22 protein-coding genes are annotated in these 25,297 nt (G+C 48.8%); 2 read left to right on the forward strand and 20 right to left on the reverse strand.

Annotated features, from left to right (window positions below):
* Positions 1-980: 980 nt before the first annotated feature.
* From FS806_RS14510 to FS806_RS14595, 17 genes are all read right to left on the reverse strand, one after another.
* Positions 981-2,540 (reverse strand): stalk domain-containing protein, encoded by a 1,560-nt coding sequence (locus tag FS806_RS14510; protein ID WP_186328370.1) that lies wholly within the window; start codon positions 2,538-2,540, stop codon positions 981-983.
* Positions 2,541-2,988: 448 nt separating this feature from the next.
* On the reverse strand, positions 2,989-4,503 hold the full coding sequence (locus FS806_RS14515) for a UxaA family hydrolase (protein ID WP_144937825.1): 1,515 nt from the start codon (positions 4,501-4,503) through the stop codon (positions 2,989-2,991).
* Complete coding sequence (locus FS806_RS14520; protein ID WP_260982097.1) at positions 4,500-6,032, reverse strand: tagaturonate reductase; 1,533 nt, start codon at positions 6,030-6,032, stop codon at positions 4,500-4,502. The genes FS806_RS14515 and FS806_RS14520 overlap by 4 nt, the downstream gene beginning before the upstream one ends.
* Before the next feature lie 118 nt (positions 6,033-6,150).
* Positions 6,151-6,918: a glucosamine-6-phosphate deaminase gene (locus FS806_RS14525; RefSeq protein WP_260982098.1), complete on the reverse strand. Its 768-nt coding sequence runs from the start codon at positions 6,916-6,918 to the stop codon at positions 6,151-6,153.
* Entirely contained in the window at positions 6,905-8,155 is a 1,251-nt protein-coding gene (locus FS806_RS14530; RefSeq protein WP_144937831.1) for a Gfo/Idh/MocA family protein, read from the reverse strand. Before FS806_RS14530 ends, FS806_RS14525 begins: the two co-directional genes overlap by 14 nt.
* Positions 8,152-10,143: an alpha/beta hydrolase family protein gene (locus FS806_RS14535; RefSeq protein WP_144937834.1), complete on the reverse strand. Its 1,992-nt coding sequence runs from the start codon at positions 10,141-10,143 to the stop codon at positions 8,152-8,154. Before FS806_RS14535 ends, FS806_RS14530 begins: the two co-directional genes overlap by 4 nt.
* Before the next feature lie 29 nt (positions 10,144-10,172).
* Entirely contained in the window at positions 10,173-11,393 is a 1,221-nt protein-coding gene (locus FS806_RS14540) for a Gfo/Idh/MocA family protein (protein ID WP_144937837.1), read from the reverse strand.
* Positions 11,394-11,412: 19 nt separating this feature from the next.
* Positions 11,413-12,243, reverse strand: coding sequence for a carbohydrate ABC transporter permease (locus tag FS806_RS14545; RefSeq protein ID WP_144937840.1), 831 nt, complete (start codon positions 12,241-12,243; stop codon positions 11,413-11,415).
* A complete protein-coding gene (locus FS806_RS14550) occupies positions 12,236-13,117 on the reverse strand; it encodes a carbohydrate ABC transporter permease (protein WP_144937843.1) in 882 nt (293 codons plus the stop codon). The genes FS806_RS14545 and FS806_RS14550 overlap by 8 nt, the downstream gene beginning before the upstream one ends.
* A 73-nt stretch (positions 13,118-13,190) precedes the next feature.
* Positions 13,191-14,537, reverse strand: coding sequence for an ABC transporter substrate-binding protein (locus FS806_RS14555; RefSeq protein WP_144937846.1), 1,347 nt, complete (start codon positions 14,535-14,537; stop codon positions 13,191-13,193).
* Between the two features lie 711 nt (positions 14,538-15,248).
* On the reverse strand, positions 15,249-16,286 hold the full coding sequence (locus tag FS806_RS14560) for a LacI family DNA-binding transcriptional regulator (protein ID WP_144937849.1): 1,038 nt from the start codon (positions 16,284-16,286) through the stop codon (positions 15,249-15,251).
* A gap of 486 nt (positions 16,287-16,772) precedes the next feature.
* Positions 16,773-17,240, reverse strand: coding sequence for an NUDIX hydrolase (locus tag FS806_RS14565; RefSeq protein WP_186328371.1), 468 nt, complete (start codon positions 17,238-17,240; stop codon positions 16,773-16,775).
* Between the two features lie 58 nt (positions 17,241-17,298).
* Positions 17,299-17,691: a dTDP-4-dehydrorhamnose 3,5-epimerase gene (gene rfbC, locus FS806_RS14570; protein WP_144937856.1), complete on the reverse strand. Its 393-nt coding sequence runs from the start codon at positions 17,689-17,691 to the stop codon at positions 17,299-17,301.
* Positions 17,692-17,776: 85 nt separating this feature from the next.
* Positions 17,777-18,778, reverse strand: coding sequence for a DUF4003 family protein (locus FS806_RS14575; protein ID WP_144937859.1), 1,002 nt, complete (start codon positions 18,776-18,778; stop codon positions 17,777-17,779).
* Positions 18,779-19,006: 228 nt separating this feature from the next.
* A complete protein-coding gene (locus tag FS806_RS14580) occupies positions 19,007-19,303 on the reverse strand; it encodes an antibiotic biosynthesis monooxygenase family protein (RefSeq protein WP_144937862.1) in 297 nt (98 codons plus the stop codon).
* Between the two features lie 5 nt (positions 19,304-19,308).
* Positions 19,309-20,286, reverse strand: coding sequence for a GNAT family N-acetyltransferase (locus tag FS806_RS26740; protein WP_260982099.1), 978 nt, complete (start codon positions 20,284-20,286; stop codon positions 19,309-19,311).
* Positions 20,287-20,310: 24 nt separating this feature from the next.
* Positions 20,311-20,514, reverse strand: a complete 204-nt coding sequence (locus FS806_RS14595) for a hypothetical protein (protein WP_144937865.1) — start codon at positions 20,512-20,514, stop codon at positions 20,311-20,313.
* Between the two features lie 332 nt (positions 20,515-20,846).
* Here FS806_RS14595 and FS806_RS14600 point away from each other — a divergent pair, with 332 nt between their 5' ends.
* Positions 20,847-21,503, forward strand: a complete 657-nt coding sequence (locus tag FS806_RS14600) for a universal stress protein (RefSeq protein WP_144937868.1) — start codon at positions 20,847-20,849, stop codon at positions 21,501-21,503.
* Between the two features lie 209 nt (positions 21,504-21,712).
* On the opposite strand, the gene FS806_RS27210 is transcribed toward FS806_RS14600, so the two are convergent.
* The 3 genes from FS806_RS27210 to FS806_RS14615 form a co-directional block, all read right to left on the reverse strand.
* Positions 21,713-21,940 carry a tubby C-terminal domain-like protein gene (locus FS806_RS27210; RefSeq protein ID WP_449290182.1) on the reverse strand — a complete coding sequence of 76 codons (228 nt, stop codon included), beginning with the start codon at positions 21,938-21,940 and terminating at the stop codon, positions 21,713-21,715.
* Positions 21,922-22,284 carry a GNAT family N-acetyltransferase gene (locus FS806_RS14610; protein ID WP_144937871.1) on the reverse strand — a complete coding sequence of 121 codons (363 nt, stop codon included), beginning with the start codon at positions 22,282-22,284 and terminating at the stop codon, positions 21,922-21,924. The genes FS806_RS27210 and FS806_RS14610 overlap by 19 nt, the downstream gene beginning before the upstream one ends.
* A 110-nt stretch (positions 22,285-22,394) precedes the next feature.
* Positions 22,395-22,892, reverse strand: coding sequence for an RDD family protein (locus tag FS806_RS14615; RefSeq protein WP_144937874.1), 498 nt, complete (start codon positions 22,890-22,892; stop codon positions 22,395-22,397).
* Positions 22,893-23,355: 463 nt separating this feature from the next.
* Here FS806_RS14615 and FS806_RS14620 point away from each other — a divergent pair, with 463 nt between their 5' ends.
* Positions 23,356-24,825 (forward strand): IS1380 family transposase, encoded by a 1,470-nt coding sequence (locus FS806_RS14620; RefSeq protein WP_144937877.1) that lies wholly within the window; start codon positions 23,356-23,358, stop codon positions 24,823-24,825.
* Positions 24,826-25,297 lie beyond the last annotated feature (472 nt).

The raw sequence follows: 25,297 nt of genomic DNA on the forward strand, positions 1-25,297 counted from the left end.
AGAGCGAAAACCGGTTTAAATGCTTGATACAACCAAGGATAAACGGCTATCGCCGTCCTTTGGACAGGCGCGTTTACCTATGAAATAAAAAAAAAGCTCCTAACGGAGCCTCTTCGAAGATGAATAACCCGGTATTAGAGGTGGCTTTTTATGCCAATTAGAAAGTTTGTTCCATTTTATGATTTAATGAACTTAAACTTTCTAATGTGGTAAGAACAGGTATAAGGTGAAAACTTATACTTTCTATATTTTGAAAAAGCAGCGGATTAAATACAAAAGTTGAAAAATAGAAAAACACCGCTTCGTTTGGTAAAGAGTGTCAAGCAATCACTACCATAAAGAAGAGGTGTCCTCTATATGATAGAGTAAATCGTACAGCCGAATCAACTTCCAAATGAAATTAAACCGGCTTTCAAAGAACTGAAAGTGCTGCAACACTTGAAAATAGCAAGGGGATACCCGTCAGCATCGTCTTTGTACGCCATCGTTCATCCGGGGGCGGTGAAGACATCGCAAAGACGAGCAAAAATACATTAAAATCGCGCCTGTTTCCAAAAAGAAGGCGAAAGACGCTCAAATGTGCAGGTCTTTTTCACAAAATGAGGCCATTTCACAAAAAATCGCTCCAAAGACGTGCATTATTGCTCTAGAATCAGGTATGTGGCGACTTTTCTCCAAAAAGACGTGCAGTTTTGCTTGTCTTTTACACCATCCGGTGAACGATCCGGGGTTGTCCAAAAAAATTCACTATAAAACGAAAAATTCCGGTGCTAGCGGTGCTGAAAAATCGCGAACTGGATTTTGGGCAGCCCCTTGATTGAAAGAAGAGGTATCCGCCAAATGGCAAAGAAAGCGAGCAAGAAAATCACAACACTCATCCAAAACAACTTCAACAATGGATTGAAGGTTTGCCCAGTTACCTCAAGGCTTATCTACCGAAATTAAGCTGCGAAAGTTGAGTTATGGGGAATACAGAGACATTAACGAACATGGACGAAACGGTTGACCGGCTCCCAATCGACCTCGTAACCGAGAGCTTGAGACAGGAATCTTAGAGGCACCATCGTATGCTCATCCCGGAGGAAGGGGGCGGTTTCCAGTAGAAAATGCTCTTCGCCTACTTTGACCTGCTGCCGGTCGATCCATAAAGTGATCACCTGCTCGGCCAGAGTCACCTTCACGCTCCGGTCCTCCCCGTTCCATTGCACGTTTGCTCCCAGAGCGGTTGCCGTCGCGCGAAGAGGCACGAAGGTCTGGCTGTTAACCAGCGAAGCCTCTGCCTCCGAGTTAAGACGTGTCCCGCGGACAAAGACTGTAATCGGACGGTTCTCATCACCGATGGCCAGAATGCCGAATGTATTGGACGCAACAATCGAAGTACCGTTAGCCAAACTCCAATGTGCAGAATGGGTTAACGAATGGTTTCTTACGCTTAGCTCGCTGATCGGGTTTCCATCAGAATCGGCCCGATGCCAGCTTCCTCCATTATCCGTGAATGACAAATTACCGGACGCATCCGCTTGTACGTAAGCTGCATAAGTGTAAGAAGGATCCGGCTGATACTGCCACAGATTTTGGCCGGGGCCAAGCGTTTTGAACAACCCGCCGCCGTTGAAGCAGTATTGGCCTCCGTCGGGATCATAAGGCACCCCCAGCTGGCGAAGCAATTCGTTATCCGCCGATTGGACAACATCGAAGCTTCTCTTCTCCTGGTTCCACTTAATGATGACACAGAATCCCATTCCATAGATTCCGCCATCTTTCGCCACTCTTACCGAGTTGGAATTAACCGGGATATCAAGGGCGTCGCTGCTCCAATCCTCTTTACCATCTTCCGACCAATGAACAACATAGGGGCTTCTCCCGAAGGATTCAGCGTACCCGACGGCGACGAACCCTCCCGTTGGGTCTACGGCCAGCGAACGAGCCTCGTTGGCCGGTTGGGACCAAATCCAATTTCCCTGCCGGTCAAAAGCCAGTAGAGAGCCGGTTGAGGCCGCAACCACGATGATCCCGCTGGAATTGGCCGCAGTCACGAAATTTGAACTAAGCCTGTGGCCCTCCGGCATACCCCTTTGCCACCTGATCTTTCCGTCAAGAGGGTCAACGGCCGTGATCCAGCCTGTTCGGTCGGTATAGCGGTCATCCTTAAATTCTTCAACCTCCAGCACATAGATCGTTCCATCTTCGCCCCGGACCAGACCGCGCGGAGCGATTCCGTGCCTTGGAACATCGACCGACCAACGCCGGCGGCCCTCGAGATCGATGGAAACCAGGCTTCCGTTCGCGAGAATATATGAATTCCCCTGCTCATCATGCAGCATCGTTCCATGGTAATAAACATCCTCGATGTTCTCCAGCGGAACATGCCATAGAATGCTGTCATTTACCCGGCTTTCCAGCCTAATCTCTTCCCCCTGCTCGTTGACAAGTCCCGTTCCCGCTGCTTGGACTCCGTCATCATTGATAAGAGAGCTTGTCAGCAAGGCGCCCAACAGAAAAGCGGCCGTACGTCTGATGAATACCTTATAGCGGGCCATAGCCATTTCCCCTTCCGGATCAAGTAACTGAAAATCGCTTTTTCCTTATTAGACGTTGGGTCTTCAACGCAGTTGCGCAGTGCTGACAGAATCTTGCTCGGATTAATCGTTCTCGCGATTCCCTTCCAAAGACATATTACCGCTAACTTCGTTAATTGTTTGATTTTATGGAAACAGTCAAATTCATCCTCCTTAATTTTCCAGGTAACTGCATAAAAGATTTTCATCTTATTCTTTTGGAACTCCATAACCCGGTACCTTCTCTCCAGTATCTTGCCGCCACATTTTAGAAGGATGTCAAAAACCAACAAGAACCCGCCATAATTGCGGGTCTTTAGTTGGTATGGGTTTAGCTATTAACAATAACAATAACCCCGATATCGAATAAAGCCTTACTGTCCGCTAGCTTCAACTAAAGCACTTTTGCGGCCAAGCAACGACTTACGTTTTACAAAATCACGCCGTCTTTAAAAATGGCGATTTCGCGAAATCCGTTTTGTTCATTGCGGGCTTCCGATTCTCCGGAAGCTATGCTGACGATGAGTGCCCACAATTCGTCCGTCAGACGGTCCATAGGCTTTCCTTCAAGGAGCTGCCCTGCATTGAAGTCGATCCAGTTCTTTTTACGAACGGCCAGCTCGCTGTTGGTCGATATTTTTACCGTAGGTACGGGTCCGCCGAAAGGAGTCCCTCTTCCCGTCGTGAACAGGACGATATGGGCCCCCGCCGCGGCAAGCGCCGTAACGGAGACAAGATCGTTCCCAGGCGCCTCAAGCAGATTCAGCCCCGGCTTGCTTACTCTGCCTCCGTAGCCGACGACATCGACGACCACCGCATGCCCCCCTTTTTGGGTACAGCCGAGCGACTTTTCTTCCAAAGTGGAAATGCCTCCCTCTATATTGCCCGGCGAAGGGTTCTCATAAATTTCCTGATCGTACCGTATAAAATATTGCTTAAAATCGTTGATCAGACGTACGATTTGATCGAACACCTTCTCGTCTGCGGCCCGATTCATCAATATCGTTTCCGCCCCGAACATTTCCGGCACTTCGGTCAAAATCGTCGTTCCACCCATGCCGGTCAACCGATCGGAGACGGCCCCGACCAGAGGATTGGCCGTTATTCCGGACAACCCGTCCGACCCTCCGCATTTCAGACCGATCCTAAGCTTCGAGATGGAAACCGGCTCGCGCAGAAACCGTTCCGCGTGCTCTACCAGTTGTTCGATCAATTCCAAGCCCATCTCAAGCTCGTCTTCTTCCTCCTGTGCCTTCATAAAACGTATGCGCAACGGATCGAATTCCCCGATGGCTTGTTTGAACGAATCGATTTGGTTATTTTCACAGCCCAGCCCGACAACGAGTACGCCGCCGGCATTCGGATGACGGACAAGGGATGCGAGCAGAGCTTGTGTATACTTCAAATCGTCACCAAGCTGCGAACAACCGAAAGGATGTGCAAAGTGATAAACGCCGTCGATTCGGCCGCGATAGAGCGCATCGGCTCTTCTGGCGAGCGTTTCGCACGTTTTATTAATGCAGCCGACTGTGTTAATAATCCAGATTTCGTTACGAACGCCGACGTCCCCGCCTTCTCTAACATACCCTGGGAATGTAAGAGGCGCTGCCGCTTCGGTTTCCTGAACCGGCTCAGTAGGCTCGTATGTATAATCTATGAAACCTTTTAACCCCGTCTCCATATTATGAGTATGAACCCAGCAGCCGGGGACCAGATCCTCTCTCGCTTTCCCAATGGAATAACCGAATTTCCGGATGGGTTCTCCCTTCCTGACCGGCTGAACGAGAACCTTGTGCCCTTTCGGAATGTCTTCCCGAAGTTCGATCCGAACTGTCCCCCTCGCCGCCACCGCGCCCATGTCCAGCTCCAATATTTCTCCCTTGGCGAAACTCCGCAAAGCGACGATGACATGATCCTCTCCATGCAAGCGAACCCAGTCTTTCATCCTCTCATCTCCATTCGTTCCCAATGTCCGGCGACCGCTTCCGATAGATCGGCTATTGCGGCCAGATCCGTCCCCCATAGGTTCTCGAGTCCGAGCAAACGGCGGGCCAGTTCAACCCAAGACATCGTTTGTTCCTGCCCCCAGACATATGCGAATGTTTCCATCACGTTTCTGTCGTCGTTTACCCTATATTTATCTCCGTTCAAGGAAATTCCTTCATAGCCTTTTTCCGTTCGACTCACCCTGTAATACCTCAGCAATCCGGCGAACGCCCGGACGAGCCCTTGCGGCAGCGTTTCTCCTCGATCGCGATAATAGAGCAGAGACGGCAAGAGCCTCACCTTGAACTTGCTAACGCTGTTCATTGCGATATCCGATAGCCGGTGACGGATAAACGGATTGAGAAAACGTTCGTATACACTTTCCGCATACCGTCTGCTTTCTGCTTCAGGTACCGGTAAGGAAGGAATGATCTCGTCCTCGATCGTCCGGCGTACGAATGCCCCGAGTTCCCGATGCCCCATCACTTCGCGCACATGTTCAAGCCCATAGAGCAGTGCGAGCGGGGTCATTAATGTATGGGCGCCGTTCAACAGCCGCACCTTCAGCAGACGGTATTCCGTCAGGTCGTCCACCCAATGAACATTCAGACCCGCCCGCCGCAAAGGAAGCTTCTCCTCCAGTTCGGGCTCCGCTTCTATCGCCCACAGATGATAGAGCTCGGCCGTGCAGAGCAGGTCATCTCGGTACCCCCATTCGGCAAACCATGCATCCGCCTCCGTATCCGGATAGCCGGTTACGATGCGGTCCACGAGCGAATTCAAAAAACGGTTATGCTCATTTACCCACCGGATAAACGGAGCCGGCAGCCCCCAATCTTCGCAATAACGCAGTATGCAGTCTCGAAGCTCATCCCCGTTGCGTTCCAGCAGCTCACACGGCAAAAAAATAAGGCCTTTGTCCGGTTCGCCGCGGAAAGTCAAGTATCGGCGGTACAGAAACAACGTCATTTTCCCGGGAAACGATTCTACCGGTTCGCCTTCGGTCATCGATTCGGGGCAAAAAACGAGCCCCGCTTCCGTTGTATTGGAAATGACGAACTGCAGATGAGGCTGCTCCGCCAGACGGAGGAACCGATCCCATTCCGAATACGGATCGATCATCTGGGAAAAAACAGAAATGATTTCGGTGCGCTCTACGGGGACTCCATCGCTCAAACCGCGCATGACGAGCGTGTACTGCCCGTTCTGGCGTTTCAGTGCATCCAGCTTCGCTTTACCGGAAGGGCGCGGCTGGCTGACCGCAATGCTGCCTTGATAAATTCCCTGGCAGCGCGCTTCATGAATCATCCAGTCGAAAAAGCCTCGGAGGAAATTGCCTTCGCCGATTTGAACCACCGTCACCGGATCATCCATCGTCTGTTGAAGCCGCTGCTCTGAATTCGACAAGCATGGAAGCAGATGAGCCTCCGGAGCTCCCCCATTCCCCTCCTTGCCCGTCCGGGCAAGCTTGCCTTGCAAAACTGACAAGCCCTCTCCCCCCCTTTTTTTGCCTGGAAAAATTATATGTCTTCGTGCTTATCTGTACCGGTCTGCATTCGCCACCGCTCTGCCGAAGGTGTATTTTCCGACACAAGTTCGGACCGCGTCAGCTCCAGGCATAAATTTTCGAAGCGGAATCTTTGTCCAGATACAATCGCCAGTTCGAGTGCGACTTCAAAATTGTAGCCGGATAGTTGGGATCCACTTCCCGCTTGAACGTATTCGCGATTGCCGCGGCTTTTGCTTCATGCGGCACGACCGATACGATGTGGCGGCTCTTCAATATTTGCTTCACCGTCATTGTGATCGCTTGCTTAGGGACATCGTCAACTGTAGCAAACCACCCTTCACGCACTTGCTGCTGTTTGCAGGTGTCATCCAGATCGACAACTTTGTACGGCTCTTCCGTTACAAAATCGGCTGGCGGATCATTAAAGGCGATGTGGGCGTTTTCCCCGATGCCGATCAAGGCTACATCGACCGGAGCTTTGGCGATCTCTTCATTCAGACGGCGCAGTTCCGCCTGCGGTTCCGCCTCACCGTTGACAAGACAAACCTGTTTCACGTTAACATATTGCAAAAACCGTTCCTTCAAATATTTGCGAAAGCTTGCCGGATGAGATTCCGGCAGAGCGATATATTCGTCCAAATGGAACATCTCCACCTTGTCCCACTCAATATTCATCGTAATAAAATGCTGCAAAAACTCAAATTGCGAAGCGCCCGTTGAAAGCACAATGCGAGCGCTGCCGTTCGTATGGATAGCATCCCCAATTAGTTCCTTGCAGGCAAGCGCCGCTTCCAAGCCGCTCTGATCTGCTGTCTCGAATATGTTGATTTGCATTTTGTCGGTTTCCTCCCTATCGAAATTCATCCAGACGAACCATTCTTTTCTCTATACGCGAACGTTCCGCCGCGAACGCCATCAGATGACTCTGTATAGAAGCTTGCGCGGACGTAACACTGCGATGAGTCCCTTGCCGACGAACCGCCTTCGCAAAATCGTAGACTAGCCTCCGATCACCGCCCCCGTGACCGATATGGCCTTCTGGGTCGACTAGCTTGATCACTTCCTGCCGACCGCTTCCGAACCGACGGATCTCAATCTCGTTCGATTCCATCGTCGCGCGAATTTCACCTTCGGTTCCCATCAATTTGAGCGTCCGATTGCATTTTTCCGTAAAGGCGCTCATCGTGAAAACCGCCGTCACTTCATTATCGAATTCCATGCTGACGACCTGGTGGTCGACCACATCGTTGTCGCACTGAAATACGCAACGGCCGAACGGACCTTCCTTCATCGCTTTATACCGCGCTTCGTAGCTCGGGTCGCTGCTTGCCGCTTCTGCTTTCCAGCCGCCGTTCTCCACCAGATAAGTATCGGGCGCATAATACACGCATTCGTCCGCGACCGGACATCCGTCGATACAATATTTCGGAGCGCCCGGCGGAGCATTCTCCGGCCGGAAATAAGACAGATGGCCGTAAGATGATACACTTGTGCATACCCCACCCGCCAGCCACTGAATAATGTCCAGATCATGACAGGATTTCGCCAAAATCATGGGACTCGATCTTTCGGCGTTATTGAAATAGCCCCGAACATAGCTGTGTGCCTGATGCCAATATCCTACATTCTCGTTGTGCTGAATCGACATAAGCCGACCGATGCGGCCTTCATCCAGCAATTGCTTGATCGTCTGAAAAAAAGGAGAATACCGCAGCACATGGCATATGGTCAGAATACGGCCCTTGGCTTCGGCTTGCTTGCCCAGCTCGATACATTCCCGCCAGTCCGGGGACATCGGCTTCTCCAGCAGTACGTGATAGCCCACCTCCAGCGCCTTCATCGCCGGTTCGTAATGATCCCGGTCGCGCGTACATATGAAGACGGCATCAGACTGTTGCGGCTGCGCGAACAAATCATCCCAGCTTGTATAGCAGCGCTGCCCGGCTATGCCAAAGCGTTCACGTGCCCGGTCCCGCTTTGCTACATCTGGTTCGGCTACGGCGACAATGCGCATTTCCTCCGGCCGTTGATGAGCATAACTGCTGTAAATCATCCCGCGCAGGCCCGCTCCGACAAGAGTGACCGTGATTGGTTTCGTCATCTGTATCCTTCCTTTCTCGCCAGTTCGCCAAGATCGAGATATTGTAAAATTCCCGGAAACACAAGGCTCATGACATCTTCTTCCTCATAATGAAGCATCTCGACCCAATCGGAAATGCTACCTAAGAGATCGCGCCCCGTTATGCGCCCGATTCTTTTGTCCAGCATGGCGGCAAGCTGGACATACATTCCGTACCGCCCGTCTGTGTAGAAGTCGGCCGGCTCATCGGGCCATTCGCCCAAATGTGCGAGCACATCGAGACAACGAATCGTGTCGTACGTGCGCAGAGCGGCCAGGCTGTCGCCAAGCCATAACAGGTCATCCGTCAGCTTGTGCATCACTCCGAAAAAACGGTGGGCAGGCTTGCCGTAAATCGCATGCGGCTCGTGCGGACCGACACCGGAGACGTTCAGCACAAGGACGTCGCGCCCTTGCGCGCAAGTCTGGCGAATCCAGGGCCAGTGCCGCGACAGGCGGCTTGTTCCTCCGGGCCATAACGCCACCGTGACCGGTCTGTACCGTTCGGCCACCCTGCAGTCCGCGCCGTCTGTGCCGTCTGCGTGAAATAAATAACCGCTGTTCATCAAGTCGCGCTGTGACCACCACAGCAAATACTCCACGCGCAAACCGTCCGCTTCGCCGACCCCTATGCGGCGGGGATTCAGCTCGCAGCACGTCCGGGGGCCACAGACCCTCTCGCGAAGCCATCCGAGCGCGCGTACCCGCCTTGACTCCGGCGCAAGCCCGGCACGCATGCGGCGCAGCCGTTCACACCGAGCAGCGTTCTCGTCGCGAACGGTTCGGGCGGCGGGCCAGTCGCGACGCACTTGCCCGCTGGCAGTGCACAGCAGCCGCTCGGCAGGGACGGGTGACAGTGGCTCCGGTTCCGGCGCAGCCAACGTGTCGGGGAATGGCTTGGCCCCCCGCCCCGCTAGATGCCAGCTGAAGAAACGGGCGGCGGCAACGGCCAATCGATCCGTATAACGATGGGTCGATTGGTCTTCTATGAGGAGCAGTTCCCCGGCCTTGCCGGACATTTCCCAGAATCGGCGGCAGCGGTCGACCGTACGCCGCGTCGCCTCGATCGGGAAAAAGTCGTACTGCACGGCCAGCACGAGGAGCGGCTTGGGCGCGAACGCCAGCAGCAAATCTTCGTGGTCGAACCCCTGCGCCGACAAGCCGGGCCACACCTGCTCCGCATCCTGAACGCCGCCCGCATGCATATATTGCCGGCGGTTCATGATGAAAGTGGCCGGCGCCGCCACGGCGAGCCGCTCGTCGCATACCATCAACATCGCCGTCTGGGTGCCTCCGCCCGAATTGCCGGTCACGCCGATACGGGTGGCGTCGATTTCCGGGCGTTGCTGCAGATAATCAACCGCGCGCATTGCGTCATGAACGAAGTAGCGGGCGATACTGTCCCCGAGTGGGTAACATTGCGCACCGAACAGCTGGTGCTCCTGCGTTCCCCATATGGGTTCCCCTGCCGGGAAGTCCACAAAAGCTAGCCGCTCGCCCTGTCCGATCGGGTCGATGGCGAGCACTGCGAATCCCGCCTGTACGAACCGCAAGCAGACTTGATGATAATACGGGCTGTGCTTCGCTTCATATTCATGCCCGCATAGAAACAACACTGCGGCACATCTCTCTTCGCGCTCATCCGGCAAATAAAAGTTCGCGGTAACGTAATGGCCGGGGCGCGGCTCGAAGATGACGTTCTCGACGCTGTATCTTACGGCCTGCGTCTTTCCCGTCGTTCGCGCATTCAGCGGAGCATCGCTTGGCGGCAGCCCGCCGATCACTGTCAGGAACGCTTCCCTTATCGCCGCCTGGCGCGCTTGAAGCCCGGCGATGTCTACGATACTGTCGCGATCGTGGTCGCCGGTGGCGAACGCCCGGTCCGCGCGATCGAAAATATGGAGCTTCAATTGATCACGCGTGTCATATAACGTACATTTATATTGCTCCAGCTCTTGTATTCTGTTCATGCCGCTTCCTCTCTCCCGCCTCCGACGATTCACCGCATGAGGGAACCATCGGGAATTTGCAGTGCCCGGCCTTCGGCGATCGACCTGTTCGCCGTAGCACCGATGAGCAGCGAAGCTGCTCCCGCAAGACTGTCCGCCTGCTGCCCGAGCGGATCGTCGATTCCGCCCTCGAACAGCGCTTGCAGCAGTCTGGCATCCCCGCCGCCATGGCCGCCCGAGGCCGCGGCTACTTCGATATGTTCCGCACGGCCACCCGGCTTATATAACTTGATTAGGTTGCTGTCCGTTTGCTGCATATCGGCGCTGGTATAAATTTCTCCCAGCTCAAGCCGGCCCTCGCTGCCGTTCACGGTTGCGCGCCAACCTTCATACGGGCTGTAGGCCACGAGCGAATAGTTCAGCAGCGCACTGTTATCGTACTGCACATTGACCGCCATCGTATCGTAGATGTCGATGCAGTCGTCAAACAGGCAGCGGTCGCGCCAATACCCGTCTTCCTGTTCGGCCTGGCGGTAATATTGCTCCATGAACGGGTCGGCGGTAATGTCTTTGTAATATTCGCACGATGATTTATATTCACAAGTCAGGCACCTTTCGCCCTTCTTGCGGCCCTGATCGCCGTACACCCTTCGCGCCCCGAACGCCTGCAATTGAACAGGACGGCCGTTCACCCACCAATTGACGATATCGAAATGATGCGTCGACTTGTGCACCAGCAGGCCGCCGCTATTTTTCATCTCGGCATGCCATCTGCGGAAGTAGTCCGCACCATGAGTTCGGTCCAGAAACCATTCGAGATGAACGTGATGGACGTCGCCAATCGCGCCTTCATGCAGCAGCTGCTTCACTTTGGCAAAATAAGGAGCAAACCGTAAATTGAACGTGACGGTAACCTTTCTTCCGCTTTCCCGTTCCGCTTTCAAGATTTCTCTGCATTTGTCCTCGTCAATCGTCATCGGCTTCTCTGAAATGACGTCGCAGCCGGCCCGAAGCGCCTCAACAATATAAATGTGATGAGTGTTGTCCGAGCTAGCGACGATAACGACGTCGGGCCTGGCTTCCTCCAGCATCTCGTGAAAATCGCCATAAACCGGCACTCCGCCGCATTCCTTGCTCAGCAGTTTCGCGCGTATTTTATTGATATCATATACGCCTTTAAACTCGACATGATGCCTCCACTGCAATGACATCGGTTTGGCGAACATATATAGAGCCCGGGAACCGGCGCCGACAAGCACATATTTTTTCATCCAATAACATCTCCTGACTTTAACCTTTTAGCCCTGATGAGGCGATACCTTGCACGAACTGCTTCTGCGCGAACAAATAGACGAGGACGACCGGCAGCGTAGTAATGACGGCCCCCGCCATCATCAAAGCCTGGTTCACGTTTTCCGATTTCAAATAGAGCAATCCGAGCGGCAAAGTGTACAAAGACTTATCCTGCAAATAAATTAACGGACCGAGCGTATTGTTCCAAGCGCCCATGAACGTAAACACTCCCAGCGCTGCCAGTGCCGGTTTGCACAACGGTAGGTAGATTTTGAAAAAGATGCCTGGCGGACTGCAGCCGTCGATCACCGCAGATTCGTACAGCTCTTTAGGCAGCGACTTGATGTATTGATGCATCAGGAAAATGCCGAATGCCCCCGCAAGAAAGCTTGGCACGATTAACGGATAGTACGAATTGAGCGCATTGAATTCCTTCCATATGAAATAGGTCGGAATCATCGTAACCTGGCCCGGAACCATCAAGGTCGCCAGCATGACGATATAGATCGGACCTTTTAGTTTAAATTTGTACATAGCGAGTCCGAAAGCAACGAGAGAGCATGACAGCAAGGAGCCTATCATGTCCAGCACAACGATGAAAAAGCTGTTCAGCGTGTATCGTCCGAAATTGACTTTATTCCATATCGTTACATAATTGTCGAAGTTAATTGGATTCGGAATGAGCTGCGGTGGCATCTGTGCGATAGCGCCGACGGTTTTAAGCGAAGTCGAAATCATCCATATAAAGGGAAACACCATGAAAACAGAACCTGCAATCAGCAGCAAATAAACCGCTATCTTAAGTGGACGAGGTGTAGTTTTAGTCATAATGCACCCACTTTTTCTCAAAATACTTTTGGAACAGCGTGAACGCCAGAATGATTATAAACAGCAGCCATGCCATAGACGAAGCCGGCCCCATCTTGAACAGAAGGAAGGCGTCGCGGTATATGAGCAGGTTCGGAACCATGTTCCGTTCAGGGATGCCTGTCGTAATGCTGCCAAACAAGCCCAGGAACACGTCGAACGCCTGAAAAGCCGATATCGTAGATAAAATCATGACCAAATAGACCATCGGCGTCACGATGGGAAACACGATATGCGTAAGCTGCTTCCAGCCGGAAGCTCCGTCGATTTGCGCCGATTCGAGCACTTCTTTGGGCACGTTCTGCATGCCCGCAAGTAAAATGATCATTGATTGCCCGACCCCTTTCCAAACGTTCACTATAGCAATGCTGGCCATCACGACGAGCCAGGACTTATTGTCAATCCAGCGGATCGGATCGATATGGAACAGACCAAGGAACCAATTAATGACGCCATACTGATAGTTGAACATCCACACCCATACTACGCCGCCGGCAATCCACGGGGTTACGACCGGCAAGAAATACATGAGACGGAACAAGGCTTTGGCGCGGATCGCTTGATTTAATAAAAAAGCGATAACAAAGGCCATCAAGGTTTGAAGCGGAACAAAGATGAGCGCAAAAACAAAGACATTGCGAATCGCTACCCAAAATTCCCGTTTATTCAACGTATTTATCCAGTTGTCCAGCCCGATCCACTTCGGCGGGTTGAACAAATCCCATTGCGTAAACGATATGTAGCTTGAAAAGACGATCGGAAACAAAAGGAATACGAGTACGTTCAACACGAATGGTAATGTGAATATATATCCCCAGTATCCTTGTTTGTGCATACGGTTACCTACCTTTCTATGGCCGAGAGGTGCGGCAGCAAGGCCACACCTCTCAGGTTGCAATGAACCGGGCCTACGAATTGGCGTCCAACACTTCCTGCACTTTCTGGTGAATTTCCTTGGCTCCTTCTTCCACATCCACGTTCCCTTTGACGATTTCGTTCACGACTTGCTGCACAACTATACGCCATTCACTCCAGGACGCGTTCTCGTCCAGCGTCACTCCGCCTTCGGCAATCCCTTCTGTGAACGCTTTCTTATTCGACGGCTTCATCGTACTCTGTTCCAGAACATCGTATGCCGATTTTTTTACCGGTAGGGCAGAACCGCTCTCCGCTACGATCTTCTGCGATTCGTCTCCAAGATAAAACTCCAGAAATTCCCACGCCGCGTCCTTCGCTTCCTGCGAAGCTCTGGAGGAAATGAGCCACGAGTTGGCGACCATCGGCACATAACGCTTACCGTCCACCGCCTTCGGAATTTTGACGACGTCCCAGTTCGCATCCGGGAAGCTATCGTTCATGTTCACCTGTAAGCTGTACTGCATGAAATACATCGCCGCCTTGCCACCGGCGAATACTTCAAGCTCCCCGCCGTTAGCGCTGACATAATCGATATGAGTAAAGTATCCTTGATCAATGCCATCCTTCAATTGCCCCAAGCCCTGGATAGTCTTCGGATCGTCGAACATCGACTTCGTCATCGTACTGTCCAACGCCGATCCTCCGGCTTGCTTGATCCACGGGAACCAGCCGTTCGTAATCGAGAAAGAACCGATGAATCCGTATTGGCTCGTATCGTTTCCGTCTTTAACCGTCAACTTCTTGGCGGCCTCGATCAAATCTTCGTATGTCCAATCGTCCGTCGGTAGCTCGACATTCGCTTTTTCAAATGCGTCCTTGTTGTAAGCCAGCGCGATTGGGTTAATGCCGTGCGGTACTCCCCACACTTGGCCTTCAGGCGTTTTCGCCGAGAACAAGCCGTCGATGTAATCGTCCTCATTCAAATCGCGTTCAATGTACGGTGCCAGATCTTCCGCCACACCTCTCTTGCCATAGCCGAGAATCGTGGCGTTTTCCTGGAACCAGACGTCAGGCATCGTGTTTCCGGCAATTTGCGCCGCAATCTTGGAAGTGAAGTCGCCCCACGGCGCTTCCTGAATTTGCACGTCAATATGCGGGTGCGTCTCGATAAACTTGTCGATAATCTCTTTGTTCGTCACTTCATAGCTGCCAGGTAATCCGATTTTCAGCTTTACTTTGTCTTTCGGCTGTTCTTTGTTTCCTTCACCCGAAACGGAACCGTTTTCGGGATTTTCTGAAGCATTGTTGTTTCCGCTGTCGCCGCCAGATGAGGAACAAGCTGAAACAACCAATAAAAGCGCTAACAAAAAAGCAAGATAACTAAGCCTTCTCTTCAATGAAATTCACTCCTTCTTTTAAAAATACACCGGCATAAACAAATCAATAAAATTCAATCTGCCCCCACGTCATGTTTAATTTATAGTAATCGATTACTATAGAGAGTATAACATTTTCGGTTTACTTTGACTAGTAGTAAAAAAAGCTCCTAACGGAGTCTTCTCGAAGATGAATAACCCGGTATTAAAGGTAGCTTTTTATGCCAATAGGAATCTTCATTCTGTATCATATTAACACTGTAAAGAACTTACAGATTCCTATGTGGTAAAAAAAGCTCCTAACGGAGCCTTCTCGAAGATGAATAACCCGGTATTTGAGGTAGCTTTTTATGCCAATAGGAATCTTCGTTCTGTATCATATTAACACTGTAAAGAACTTACAGATTCCTATGTGGTAAAAAAAGCTCCTAACGGAGCTTTCTCGAAGATGAATAACCCGGTATTAAAGGTAGCTTTTTATGCCAATAGGACCCTCTTTGTCTTGCGTGTAATAATGTAAACAATTTCCTTCCCAAAATCGCCACCAAAAAACATTTTTTTCGTGTATTTACACTTATCTACCTTGAAAATCCGTCTATTTTCACCGTCTGCTGGTGCCGTGCAAACGGAATGGCGGTTCTAATTAGTAATTTCATAACAGCTAGGCAATCGATTTCTTTATTGACAACGATACCTCACCCCTTAGAGAATCTTATAGTCGGCGCATTATCGCTAAACGCGCTCGCTTATCGGTAAAACCGAATTTCGTTCCAGCAGCTTAGGCTGCAGCATCACGTCGAACGTCGGGCTGTCTTCGCCGTTTATTTTATCCAGCAACAGCCGGCAAGCAAGTTTTCCCATATCGTAATCCGGTTGTTTGATCGTCGTCAGCGGAGGGTGGATCATAAGGCCGAAATCGATCCCGTCAAATCCCATCACAGAAATATCTTCAGGCACCTTTACACCTTGCTGGGAAAGCTCGTTGATCACTCCGAAAGCCATCATGTCGTTGCAAGCAAATATGGCCGTCGGCCGGTCTGGCGCCGCGAGCAGCTTGTTAGCCAGTTTCTTGCCGGTGTCAAAGTCGAAAACAGCGTTATACAGCTCCTCCGACTTGGATTCTTCCACGATCGGCTCGAGTTTCGCTTCTTTCATCGCATACAGATAGCCTTGACAGATGCTTTGCCGGCTTGGCCTGTCCAGTCTGGACGTTACATAGCCAATGCGGCTGTGGCCTTTGGACAGCAAATGTTTCGTCGCCATATATCCGCCCTTACGATAATCGAATTTAATTTGCGAAACGCCCTCTTCCTCGATGGTCTGGTCTATCGCAATGACATTCAATCCCATCTGTATGGAGTTTTTGAGCAGGGATTTGTCCTTGGAGATGGAGGAAATAATGAGTCCCTTGATCTGCTTCTCCATGATGGTGCGGATATATTCATCCTCAAGCGTCGGGTCCTGCAGCGAATTGCAAGTAACTACTGTATAATGGTTCTCCCTTGCTATTTCTTCGATGCCGAAGACGACCGAAGAATAGAAAGGATTTATAATCGACGGAACAATGACCCCGATGGTCATGCTTACGTTTTTTTTCAACTGTTTGCCCAGCAGATTCGGAATGTAGTTCATTTCCGCGGCAATGCGGCGAATCTTCTCCTGCAAAGCTTTGCTTACCGGATAATCGCTGTTACTGAGTACCCGCGAAACCGTCGCGGAAGAAACATTCGCCTTCCTCGCTATGTCGTGAATCGTTGTCGGTTTTTTCATCGTATTCCCTCATTTTTAGAAATCGTTTACTACTATTAAGTATACAAATAGTGCCGGCAGAAATCAATTAATATAGGAAGTCCACGAATGTGGCAAAGAATCCGCTTTAGCTTATTATTTTGCCTGATCCTATGTGTTCATCTCGCTGATGTAGATTGGGACAGACGGCATAATCTGAATGTTGGTTTCAGCAAATTCAACCGACACTTCGCGTAACTTTCTATGAAACAAGCCTAAACCATTTGGCATCTATAATTAGATGGATTTCATACAGTTAATTTCATCCGATCCAGCGAAATATGAAATCTTAATGGATTTTCTACAGTTAGTTTGTGCATATTGGGCGATTTTTCCTTAAAAGCTCTATTCTAACTGCAGATTTTCCAGCTAGTTGAGCCATTATTGGAAATTTCCTTTAAACTGCCTGTACAAAATACAGTTAGATGAACCAATCCGTTTGCACAGCACCAGCAGAAAACAAACTTCTTACTCAACCACTTGCCAGTTATCATAGATCACGCTTATCCATTCAAAAAGCCCCGTCTCCAGGTAGGCTTTGGCCGCTTGAACTAAGGGAGAGGAATTCTTCTCAGTAATTTCATCAAGGCTAATCCAGCTGCTGCCCGCGGTATCATCGGATATTAATACACTGTTATAAGAGCCTTCCAAGCTGACTTCCAGAAAGATGGCAATGTGCTGGATATGAGAGCAATCTCTTAATCCATACCTTACAATGAATTCGGAAGTCCCGATATTACGAGTTACATTAATAACCAATCCTGTTTCTTCTCGAAATTCACGATAAATCGCCTGAATGATGGATTCATCCGGTTCAATGGTTCCTCCAGGCAAATCATAACGATTTCTGTAGGGTCCGCCTATCTTATGAACGACCAGTAATTGATTTTCATTAAAACAAATACCATATACGCCTAAATGACGGTGAACCTTCATCTGCATCCACATCCTTTGCAATGCTTCAGGTAGCGATACTTCACACATCTCCTTATATTTAACGGCTTCTTTTTGGTTTTAATGATATTTCTCTACTAAAAGCGGGATGATTGCGATCTCGTTCAGATGTTATAATTTTCATCCCTTCGGGAATCGGCCAGTCAATTCCTATTGTTGGATCATTCCAAAGAATGCCGCTTTCATCCTCGGGATGATAATAATCCGTTAACTTATAGACAAATTCAGCCGTTTCAGTAAGTACCAAGAAACCATGTGCAAACCCTTCAGGAACATATAACATATTTTTCTTTTCTGCCGATAAAACAACACCGAACCATCTACCATATGTTTTAGATCCCTCACGAATATCAACCGCCACGTCAAAAACTTCAGGCTCTATAGTATAAAGTCCCTCTATGTCCATGCATTTTTCAAACTTGAATCGTCCCATTTTTCACCTCAATATATTAAAACTAAAAACTCAAAAGGGATCCGAACGCCATTTGGATCCCTCTTTTATACCGACACCTGGAAAGTTAATTGCCGCCTCCATTTGATGAGCTTGCTGCGGCTACAGCGCCGGCAGATATAACGGCTATCATTGCTGCTTGCTGCGCCTGCAGGATAGTCTGGATGCTTGTGGCAATCCCAACGGATAATACACTATTATCTGCAATGATTTGTTGTACATATAACTGAATAGCTACCAGCAGACTCATGTCTTTATACCAACGGAATAATTTGCTTTCGTTAAAATGTGCATATGCCTTGATTACATCTGCGAGCGTATTTTCAGGTGTATCTATAAGCGCTAAAACTCCCAATGCCGGATAGTGCATGCCCTTAATTTTAACTTTTTCACTTTGGAATGCCTCTAAGTATCGAGCAGTCGTTTCCGCAAGCTGTTCTCTTCTGTCCGGCTGCCCTTGAGTTAATATATGCGATAAAAACTGTAAGTCATTTCCTTTTCTAAATCCATGTTTACTTAGAAAGTCATAGAAATATTCAATATCTTCCATTAATGAATCAATGGAACGATTACTTTGCGATAATAATACGGATAGAGGATAATCGTCAGAGGAGGTTAGAAAGAAATGTCTGCTTCTAATAGCTTTGTAAATTTCCATTGCACGCTGGGCCTGCTCCGCCAGATTTCCATTCTCCTTTTTATGAGTTAGCAGAGAAAACGCAGATAAATAAGTATAAGGCCCTTTTCGAAATTTATTATTCGTTAATACTTCATAGCATTCTTTTAATTCACTGTATCCTTTATACGGGTCCTCAAATTGTGTTATGAGTAAGGCTGCTAATATGTAGCGTGTATTATATGGAAGTGATGAAAACCAACCTTCTTCTCTCTTTATAAAATCAATAACGTATAAGTAAGCTTTAGGGTCAAAATCCCGCTCAGTCGACATAAACTGTGACGTTATGCTCATTCGAACCCTTTTATCCACACTCCAACTAATTGAATGGGTTAATTGATCGAAGATCTTTGTAAATTGATCCCGTTTCTGTAAGATGGTCTCTTGAAACATGGTTCATCCCCCCTGTGCCTGTTAATTTGTAATACGTTCTAATTAGGAAATGGTTTTATATTGCCACAAAAACTTCCTTACATTATTGAAAGGACCTGTCTACCCGTTTCGTAATGATCCTCGATAATTCTCATCAACTGCCTGGCCATATCCTCGGTTGATTGACGGTTCTCCTCCAGGCTTATTTTTGACCGGTCAGTCTCCTGACTAACGATCCACTCCCATTAATCATCCCAGATCGATGCCCCTATAATGCTCAACTACTGGAAAAGGATTATAGAAATGATGCAATAAAGCTTTCCATTCCAAGTATTCCTTCGACCCTCTAAACCCTTCGGTATGATCCTTGAGCGTTTCCCATCTAACCAGCAAAATATATTTGCTTTCTTCCTCTATACACTTCTGCAGCTCATGAGAGATATAGCCTTTCATTTTTGAAATGGTGCCGGAAGCTATTTTAAAATTACGTTCAAATTTATCAGCCAACTCCGGGATGACATTCAATATGGCAACTTCCAGAATCATGCGGTCTACCTCCCATGTCCAGTCAGCAATCCCCTTAAAAGAGCTTGCAATAGAGCGAAGGTTAGTTCCGGGTCTGAAATTTCATTCGCTTTAATTAGGTTTAAGCAGTCCTTTACTTCTACACGTAGAACCTCAATGCTTTCGTGGTTCTCCAACCGCTGCAAGTCAGGCGGCGATACTTCTTCCGTATAGAATACATGGGTCATTTCATTGCTTCGCCAAGAAGAGGACCACATTTTACCCAGATAGATAACGTCACCGCAGGAATACCCCGTCTCCTCTAGAAATTCTCTCTTGGCTGCCGATTCCAGGCTCTCCCCTGCGTTAACACCCCCGCCCGGAAGCTGGATGACAGAGGACTGTACCGCTCTCCTGAATTGTTTAATAAGAATGAAGCAATCTTCATCTTTAGCAAGCATAACTACAGATTCGTTATTCGTTTGAGTATAATACAATTTACCATATTTATCCTCATAGAGGGTCCATCCTTCTCTCTCCAATAAGACATTGGTCTCTTGCTTGTCCGCGGGATGGTTCGGAGTCAGCTTCATAACATGGGTACTCCCCTCTACTCTATTAGTTTGGATAAATCCGAGAGCTTCATAGAATTTTGCGGCTGCTTCATTATCCGTTCTTAAAACCAGCCGTTTATAATACTTGGCTGTTTCCTTTATGACTTCCTCCGTCAGTTTTCTGCCAATGCCTGATCTCCTGAATTCGGGCAGCACATAAAGTCTCCGGACTCTTCCGGTTTTGTCTTGCGAATAAGGGTCCTGATTCAAACCGCACACTCCAACGATCTGCTCTCCCCGGATGGCCGCAAACAGCGCTTCCCCCTGCCTGGAGAAAGTATTCTCCCCTTGTTCATATTCCTTGACCAATCTAACGAGATGGCGGAAGCCTTCTTCCTGACTGCATTTTACTAATGATGACAAGCTTTCCGGATCAAGGCTTGTCACTTGTGCAACTCGGATCGATTCCACAGCTACCTCCTAACTGGGGTTGACCTAGAGGCGTCCCCTAAAAATGACTTCTTGATCGACCCATTCTGTTTGGCTGAAGGCTTCTGCAATGTCCATTTCCTGCATCAGCTTCTTGGATACCCGTTTCTGCTTTATAAAGGCGAGGAAGCTCTCCTCGAACGGATTAGGACTAATCTTGATTTCCTTATCATTAACCCACTCGGCAATGTTCGCCCGTCGAACGACCACGCTGTCACTTCCTATACTGAAATGGATAATGCTTCCTTTCGTAATATTATAGCTTAATCCATTGGTAATTTCTCATAGTCATTCCTGTTTCTGATGTTCCTAATGGCAATGTGGATAATAAGGAGTCGGCTTCTATTTACGGATCAACTATACCAAATCTAAACTTTCATTTTCGCAAGCATATTACATCCTTAACCCTTTTTTTCTTTGCTAAAGTTGGGTTATAATGTCCAGCAAGGTATTGGTAATGAAATGATCAGACTTACACCCAGAACCTTCCCTGGGAAAGTAAAGAAATATCACGTGTTTTCAACAGTAAAGGAGTCCGAATAATGGAAAACAACGAAAAAATAATGGTTTGTGTGTATTACGGTCCGAACGGGGAGCGGCTCATTCGCCGCGGCGGTGAATTGGCCAGGTATCTCCAATGCCCCCTGTTTGTAGTAAGCGTCATTCCTGTGCAGCCGGATAAACTTAATCAGGAGCAAGAGAATTATATGGCGCTCTGGAGAGCGAAATGTGAAGAACTAGGGGCAACCTTTATTATGAAATCTAGCGAAAATCGTAAAGCCTCTGAAATCATAGCCGAAACGGCCCGGAATCATCATATTACGCAATTGATCATCGGACAGCCCGCCCAAACGCGTTGGCAGGAGATTATTCACGGTTCTTTCGTTAATGAGCTCCTCAATCGAATAGGCGAAATTGATTTGCATATCGTGGCCGTTCAGCGAATGGATGAGGAATTGGCAGACACTCATGAGAGAGGAGTCCGTGTCACGGTTCGCAGGAATGGGGACCAGTATCACATCGGCAATTCGGAAGTCGAGGGCGAGCCGGTAACAGAGGGGATCTTTTTCAAGGAATTGAATACCGACTTCGACACCGGTTTGTTAAAAGTAAAAATAGCGGATAAACTTAAGTATTTGAATGTCAGCCGAGGCCAAATTGTCGACCCGTCTCCACTGCAAAGCAATGAGTCACCATAGTTTCCGAAAGCACGTGTCTGCCATAAACGTTGAGAGAGGAAGGACATCCCTTCTTCCTCTCTTCTTTTCTCCTCTTCCATTGGCTATTCAAGCTTCTTTAAACTATCTTGTCATGGAAGCTGTTGATGACCTCATTAGAATGCCCGGGCTTTTTCAATAAACGCGGAATTATTAACTAAATATATTCGATGCATAAATAGTTAATTTCCCTAATCCCCAACATAAAAAATACATTGAAAAAGACATATGAAGAATTCGGGTTCTTTTATGGGAGAATATTCTTCAATTTCTAAATAAGTTTTAAAAAATTCAGTTGCTTTCATTTTCCACCTTGCTACTTCCTTACCTTCATAATAAAATTCTGCCCAATCCATTAAATCTTTCTTTACTGTAAATTCAAGTCCAGATGTGGATTTAATTAGAAATTCGGGAGATATTGTTTGCCACTGATATACGACGCGATTTCCTGTGCTTTCTCCAGCGCCATCCTTCCGAACCCTCTTCTTCTAAACTCCTTGTGCGTAACCACATTCTCTATCCACCCATAGGGTCTTGCGCTTCTAGTCAGGTTCCGAACCAGCACCAGGATGCAGGAAGCCACGATTTGTCCTTCATGCTCTACCACAATGATGCTCATGTTTCCGTCATTCAGCATGTCGCGCCAATGCTTGGACAGCTCCTCGTCCCTGGTCAATTCCGGGTCCGCCGGATGCAGATGCTTGTATAACTGCAGAAGATTCTCCAATTCCTCTTCCCGGATAAGCCTGCTTCTACTGCCCATCTTTTCGACACCCTCTCCAGTTTCTATGATTCTCTTAATTCTATATGAATTTCCAGTTGATTTCCATTTCCTCTTCCCGTTTTCTTGGAATGGTAATTTGGGGCTCCGTGTTATTCTGAAACTATATGAGTCCCCGGAATGAGATCATGAAGTGCGCGCTTGCCTCTCGTCCAGAACAGAAAGACAGCATAGAGTACTATGAGGATATTGGGCAGGTATATCGAAATACGGGGGGCTTCGGGAACAGACCACCAAGGTTCAGGCAGCAATATGAATATATGAGTTAGCTCCCACGGCAGCAGCTTGATCAGCGTTCGAATCACCGTTTGCCGAAGCTTCAATGGCTGTCCATCCACCCTCTCGAGCATTAGCCTCATCATTTTTTTACCTATCGTTTGCCGTGTGCGATATTCACAATAGATAAAGTAAAGCCATACAGGTGCGGACATCGTTAACAGCACCCACAGCTCTATGGCCCAGCCGCTTTGCAGCGAGCGGGACAGCCCTCCCCCTGTGAATACATTAATTATTAATTGCACGCTAACAAGAATCATTGCAAGGATAATAAAATCAATTCCATAGGCAATCAGTCTCCGGACGGCTAACATCTTCTTCCCTACCTCCCACTATCAGGCTGATTTTTTAGGTGGAACACCAAACATAATCCCTGTGCATTTCTTCAGGCTTCTTCAAGCCTTACTATCTCTTAATTGACTGTAGTAGTCTATGACTTCCTTAAAATGCTCAAGTTCTTCTATATGTGGGCTTCGAATTAAGAATTTCCGCAACCGGGCATGTACATTGGTGATTCAAACGTCCTTTTATAGTCTAAAAATATAATGATAGGAGCTTTTGACTTGACCTCTAATATATTGGCGCATCATATACAGTGAAGTATTAACATGAAATCGGAAAGTAACCTTATCAAAAGTTGAAAGATCCGTGTCGTGATAGTGTTTCTTCGTCATAAAAAGATGCTAATTTTTTTGCAAAATAAACAGGACACTGCAAGCCTCTTGTCTAAGGTTAAACCACCACGAATAACCAACGAGAGGAAGTGTCCCTAGCAACATGGTACCACAAGCAACCAACCATGCGCCAGAACAAAAAACACGCCGCGAACGCCGAATTGAAATTCTTGCGGATCGTCGCCGAATCAAGCATATCATGAAGAAGTTGAGACCGGTCACATTCGACAACAACACCGTCACGGAAGCCGGCAACTTCCAGTTCCTTGCCAGGTTCAAGGAACTCATCGGTCTGGATGCCCTGATCGAAGATCACTTCCATCTGGAGCAAAAAGCCAACTGTGTCTACCCAGCCTCTAAGCTTGTCGATCATTTGCTGGACTGTGCGCTGCTCGGCCACACGCGTTTTTCGCATATGAATGCCCTGCAGTCGGACCCTGGTTACCAGATCGTGACCGGTGTCGACCGCTTTCCTGACGAAAGCACCTTCCGCGGCTTCTTGGGCAAGCTTTCCTGGAGCCATCTGATTCAGCTTGTCGCCTTAAATCGGGATTTGCTGGCACGCAAGGCGCGGACGGGCGAAAAGCGCTTGGTCTGGATCGACATCGACGATACGGTCATCACGCTGTTCGGTGAACAAGAAGGCGCAACAAACGGCTACAATCCGCGTTACCACGGACGCCCCTCGTACAAAATCCGGGTTGCCTTCATCGCCGGAAGCGGCGAGCTCATCCACTTGCAAGTGAATCCCGGCAACACGAACGGCATGAAGGATCTGCTCTCGTTCGTTAAAGAAATCGAGGCGATGTTGCCGCCGGAATGGATCATCGAAGGCATCCGGGCCGACTGCGGTTTTGCCGATGACGCTGTCATGGCGTACGCTGAAGAACGGGGGTGGCAGTACATCTTCAAACTGCCGAAGAAGGCCACTGTGAAGAAGGCGATTGCCTACCTTGAGCAACATCCGGCATTCTGGGAAACGCTGTCGGAAAAACAAGAGGACATCACGTTCGCGACCGAAGACGATCGTTGGGCTGCTGCCGACATCCCGATTCTCCTCACCAACTGGGAGAAAGCACGGCGCTGCGTCATCTACCGGGAAGCCCACGAAACCGAGCGTACAACCGATGACCAATTGACGATGGCACTTACGACCTATTCCTTCCAAGCCATCGTCACGAATGCCGATCTCAAGCCTTTGCCGCTGCTTCGCTCGTACAACAAGCGGGCCAACATCGAGAATCGCATTGATGAATTGAAAGAAGGTTATGCGGTGGAACAGAACAGCCAGCATTCCCTGCTCCGGAACCTGCTGTTCAGTTGGATCAAAGCCATCGCCTACAACGTGATGGTCTGGTTCAAGCAGACGCTGATGCCGGAGTCGCTCAAGCGGTGCGAAGTCCAAACGATTCGCCGGTCGGTGATCCGGGTGCCCGGCAATGTGGTCGGCTCCGGCCGATACCAGCATATCCGGCTTGCGCCGAATCCGACACTCGCTGGCATCGTCGAAACCATACAATACAAGCTTCGCGCGTTTGCTGAACGATTCGTGCCCATTCAGCAAATGGCATGACGGATGGATGCATCTCCTGAACACGACGAAACGAGAACCTGTAAAATCACAGGCTTCTTTGGGTTTGCCAAAAAAGCGATTTGCACTCCCGTGTGAATGCAAGAAGATTCGAAGTCCCGTCCCAAAACCTGCATCGAAACGGGGATTCCAGAGACAATGACGAGTTATCCACAGTCTTGAGTTATCCACATTCCGATTTCATGATTAAATGATAACAGAACTATTACTCCACACCTCCCAAATGATGGTTTGTATAATTTTCGTTGATTTCATTTTACGATGTTATTCAATCTGTCCCTCTCACCGCATAGATTGTTTACTACTTTTTTGCCATCTCCCTAACCCTTTTCTATTTTATATAAACCCCGATTATTACGATAATTTCTCGAATCGAGATTTAAAATAGGGCCCTGGCTTGCTAGGTGAAAATTAATTGACAATGGCGCATATCCGGCATGCTCTCTGTGCTGAA

It is taken from the genome of Paenibacillus sp. 32O-W (assembly GCF_007679495.1).
Lineage (GTDB): Bacteria > Bacillota > Bacilli > Paenibacillales > NBRC-103111 > Paenibacillus_L > Paenibacillus_L residui.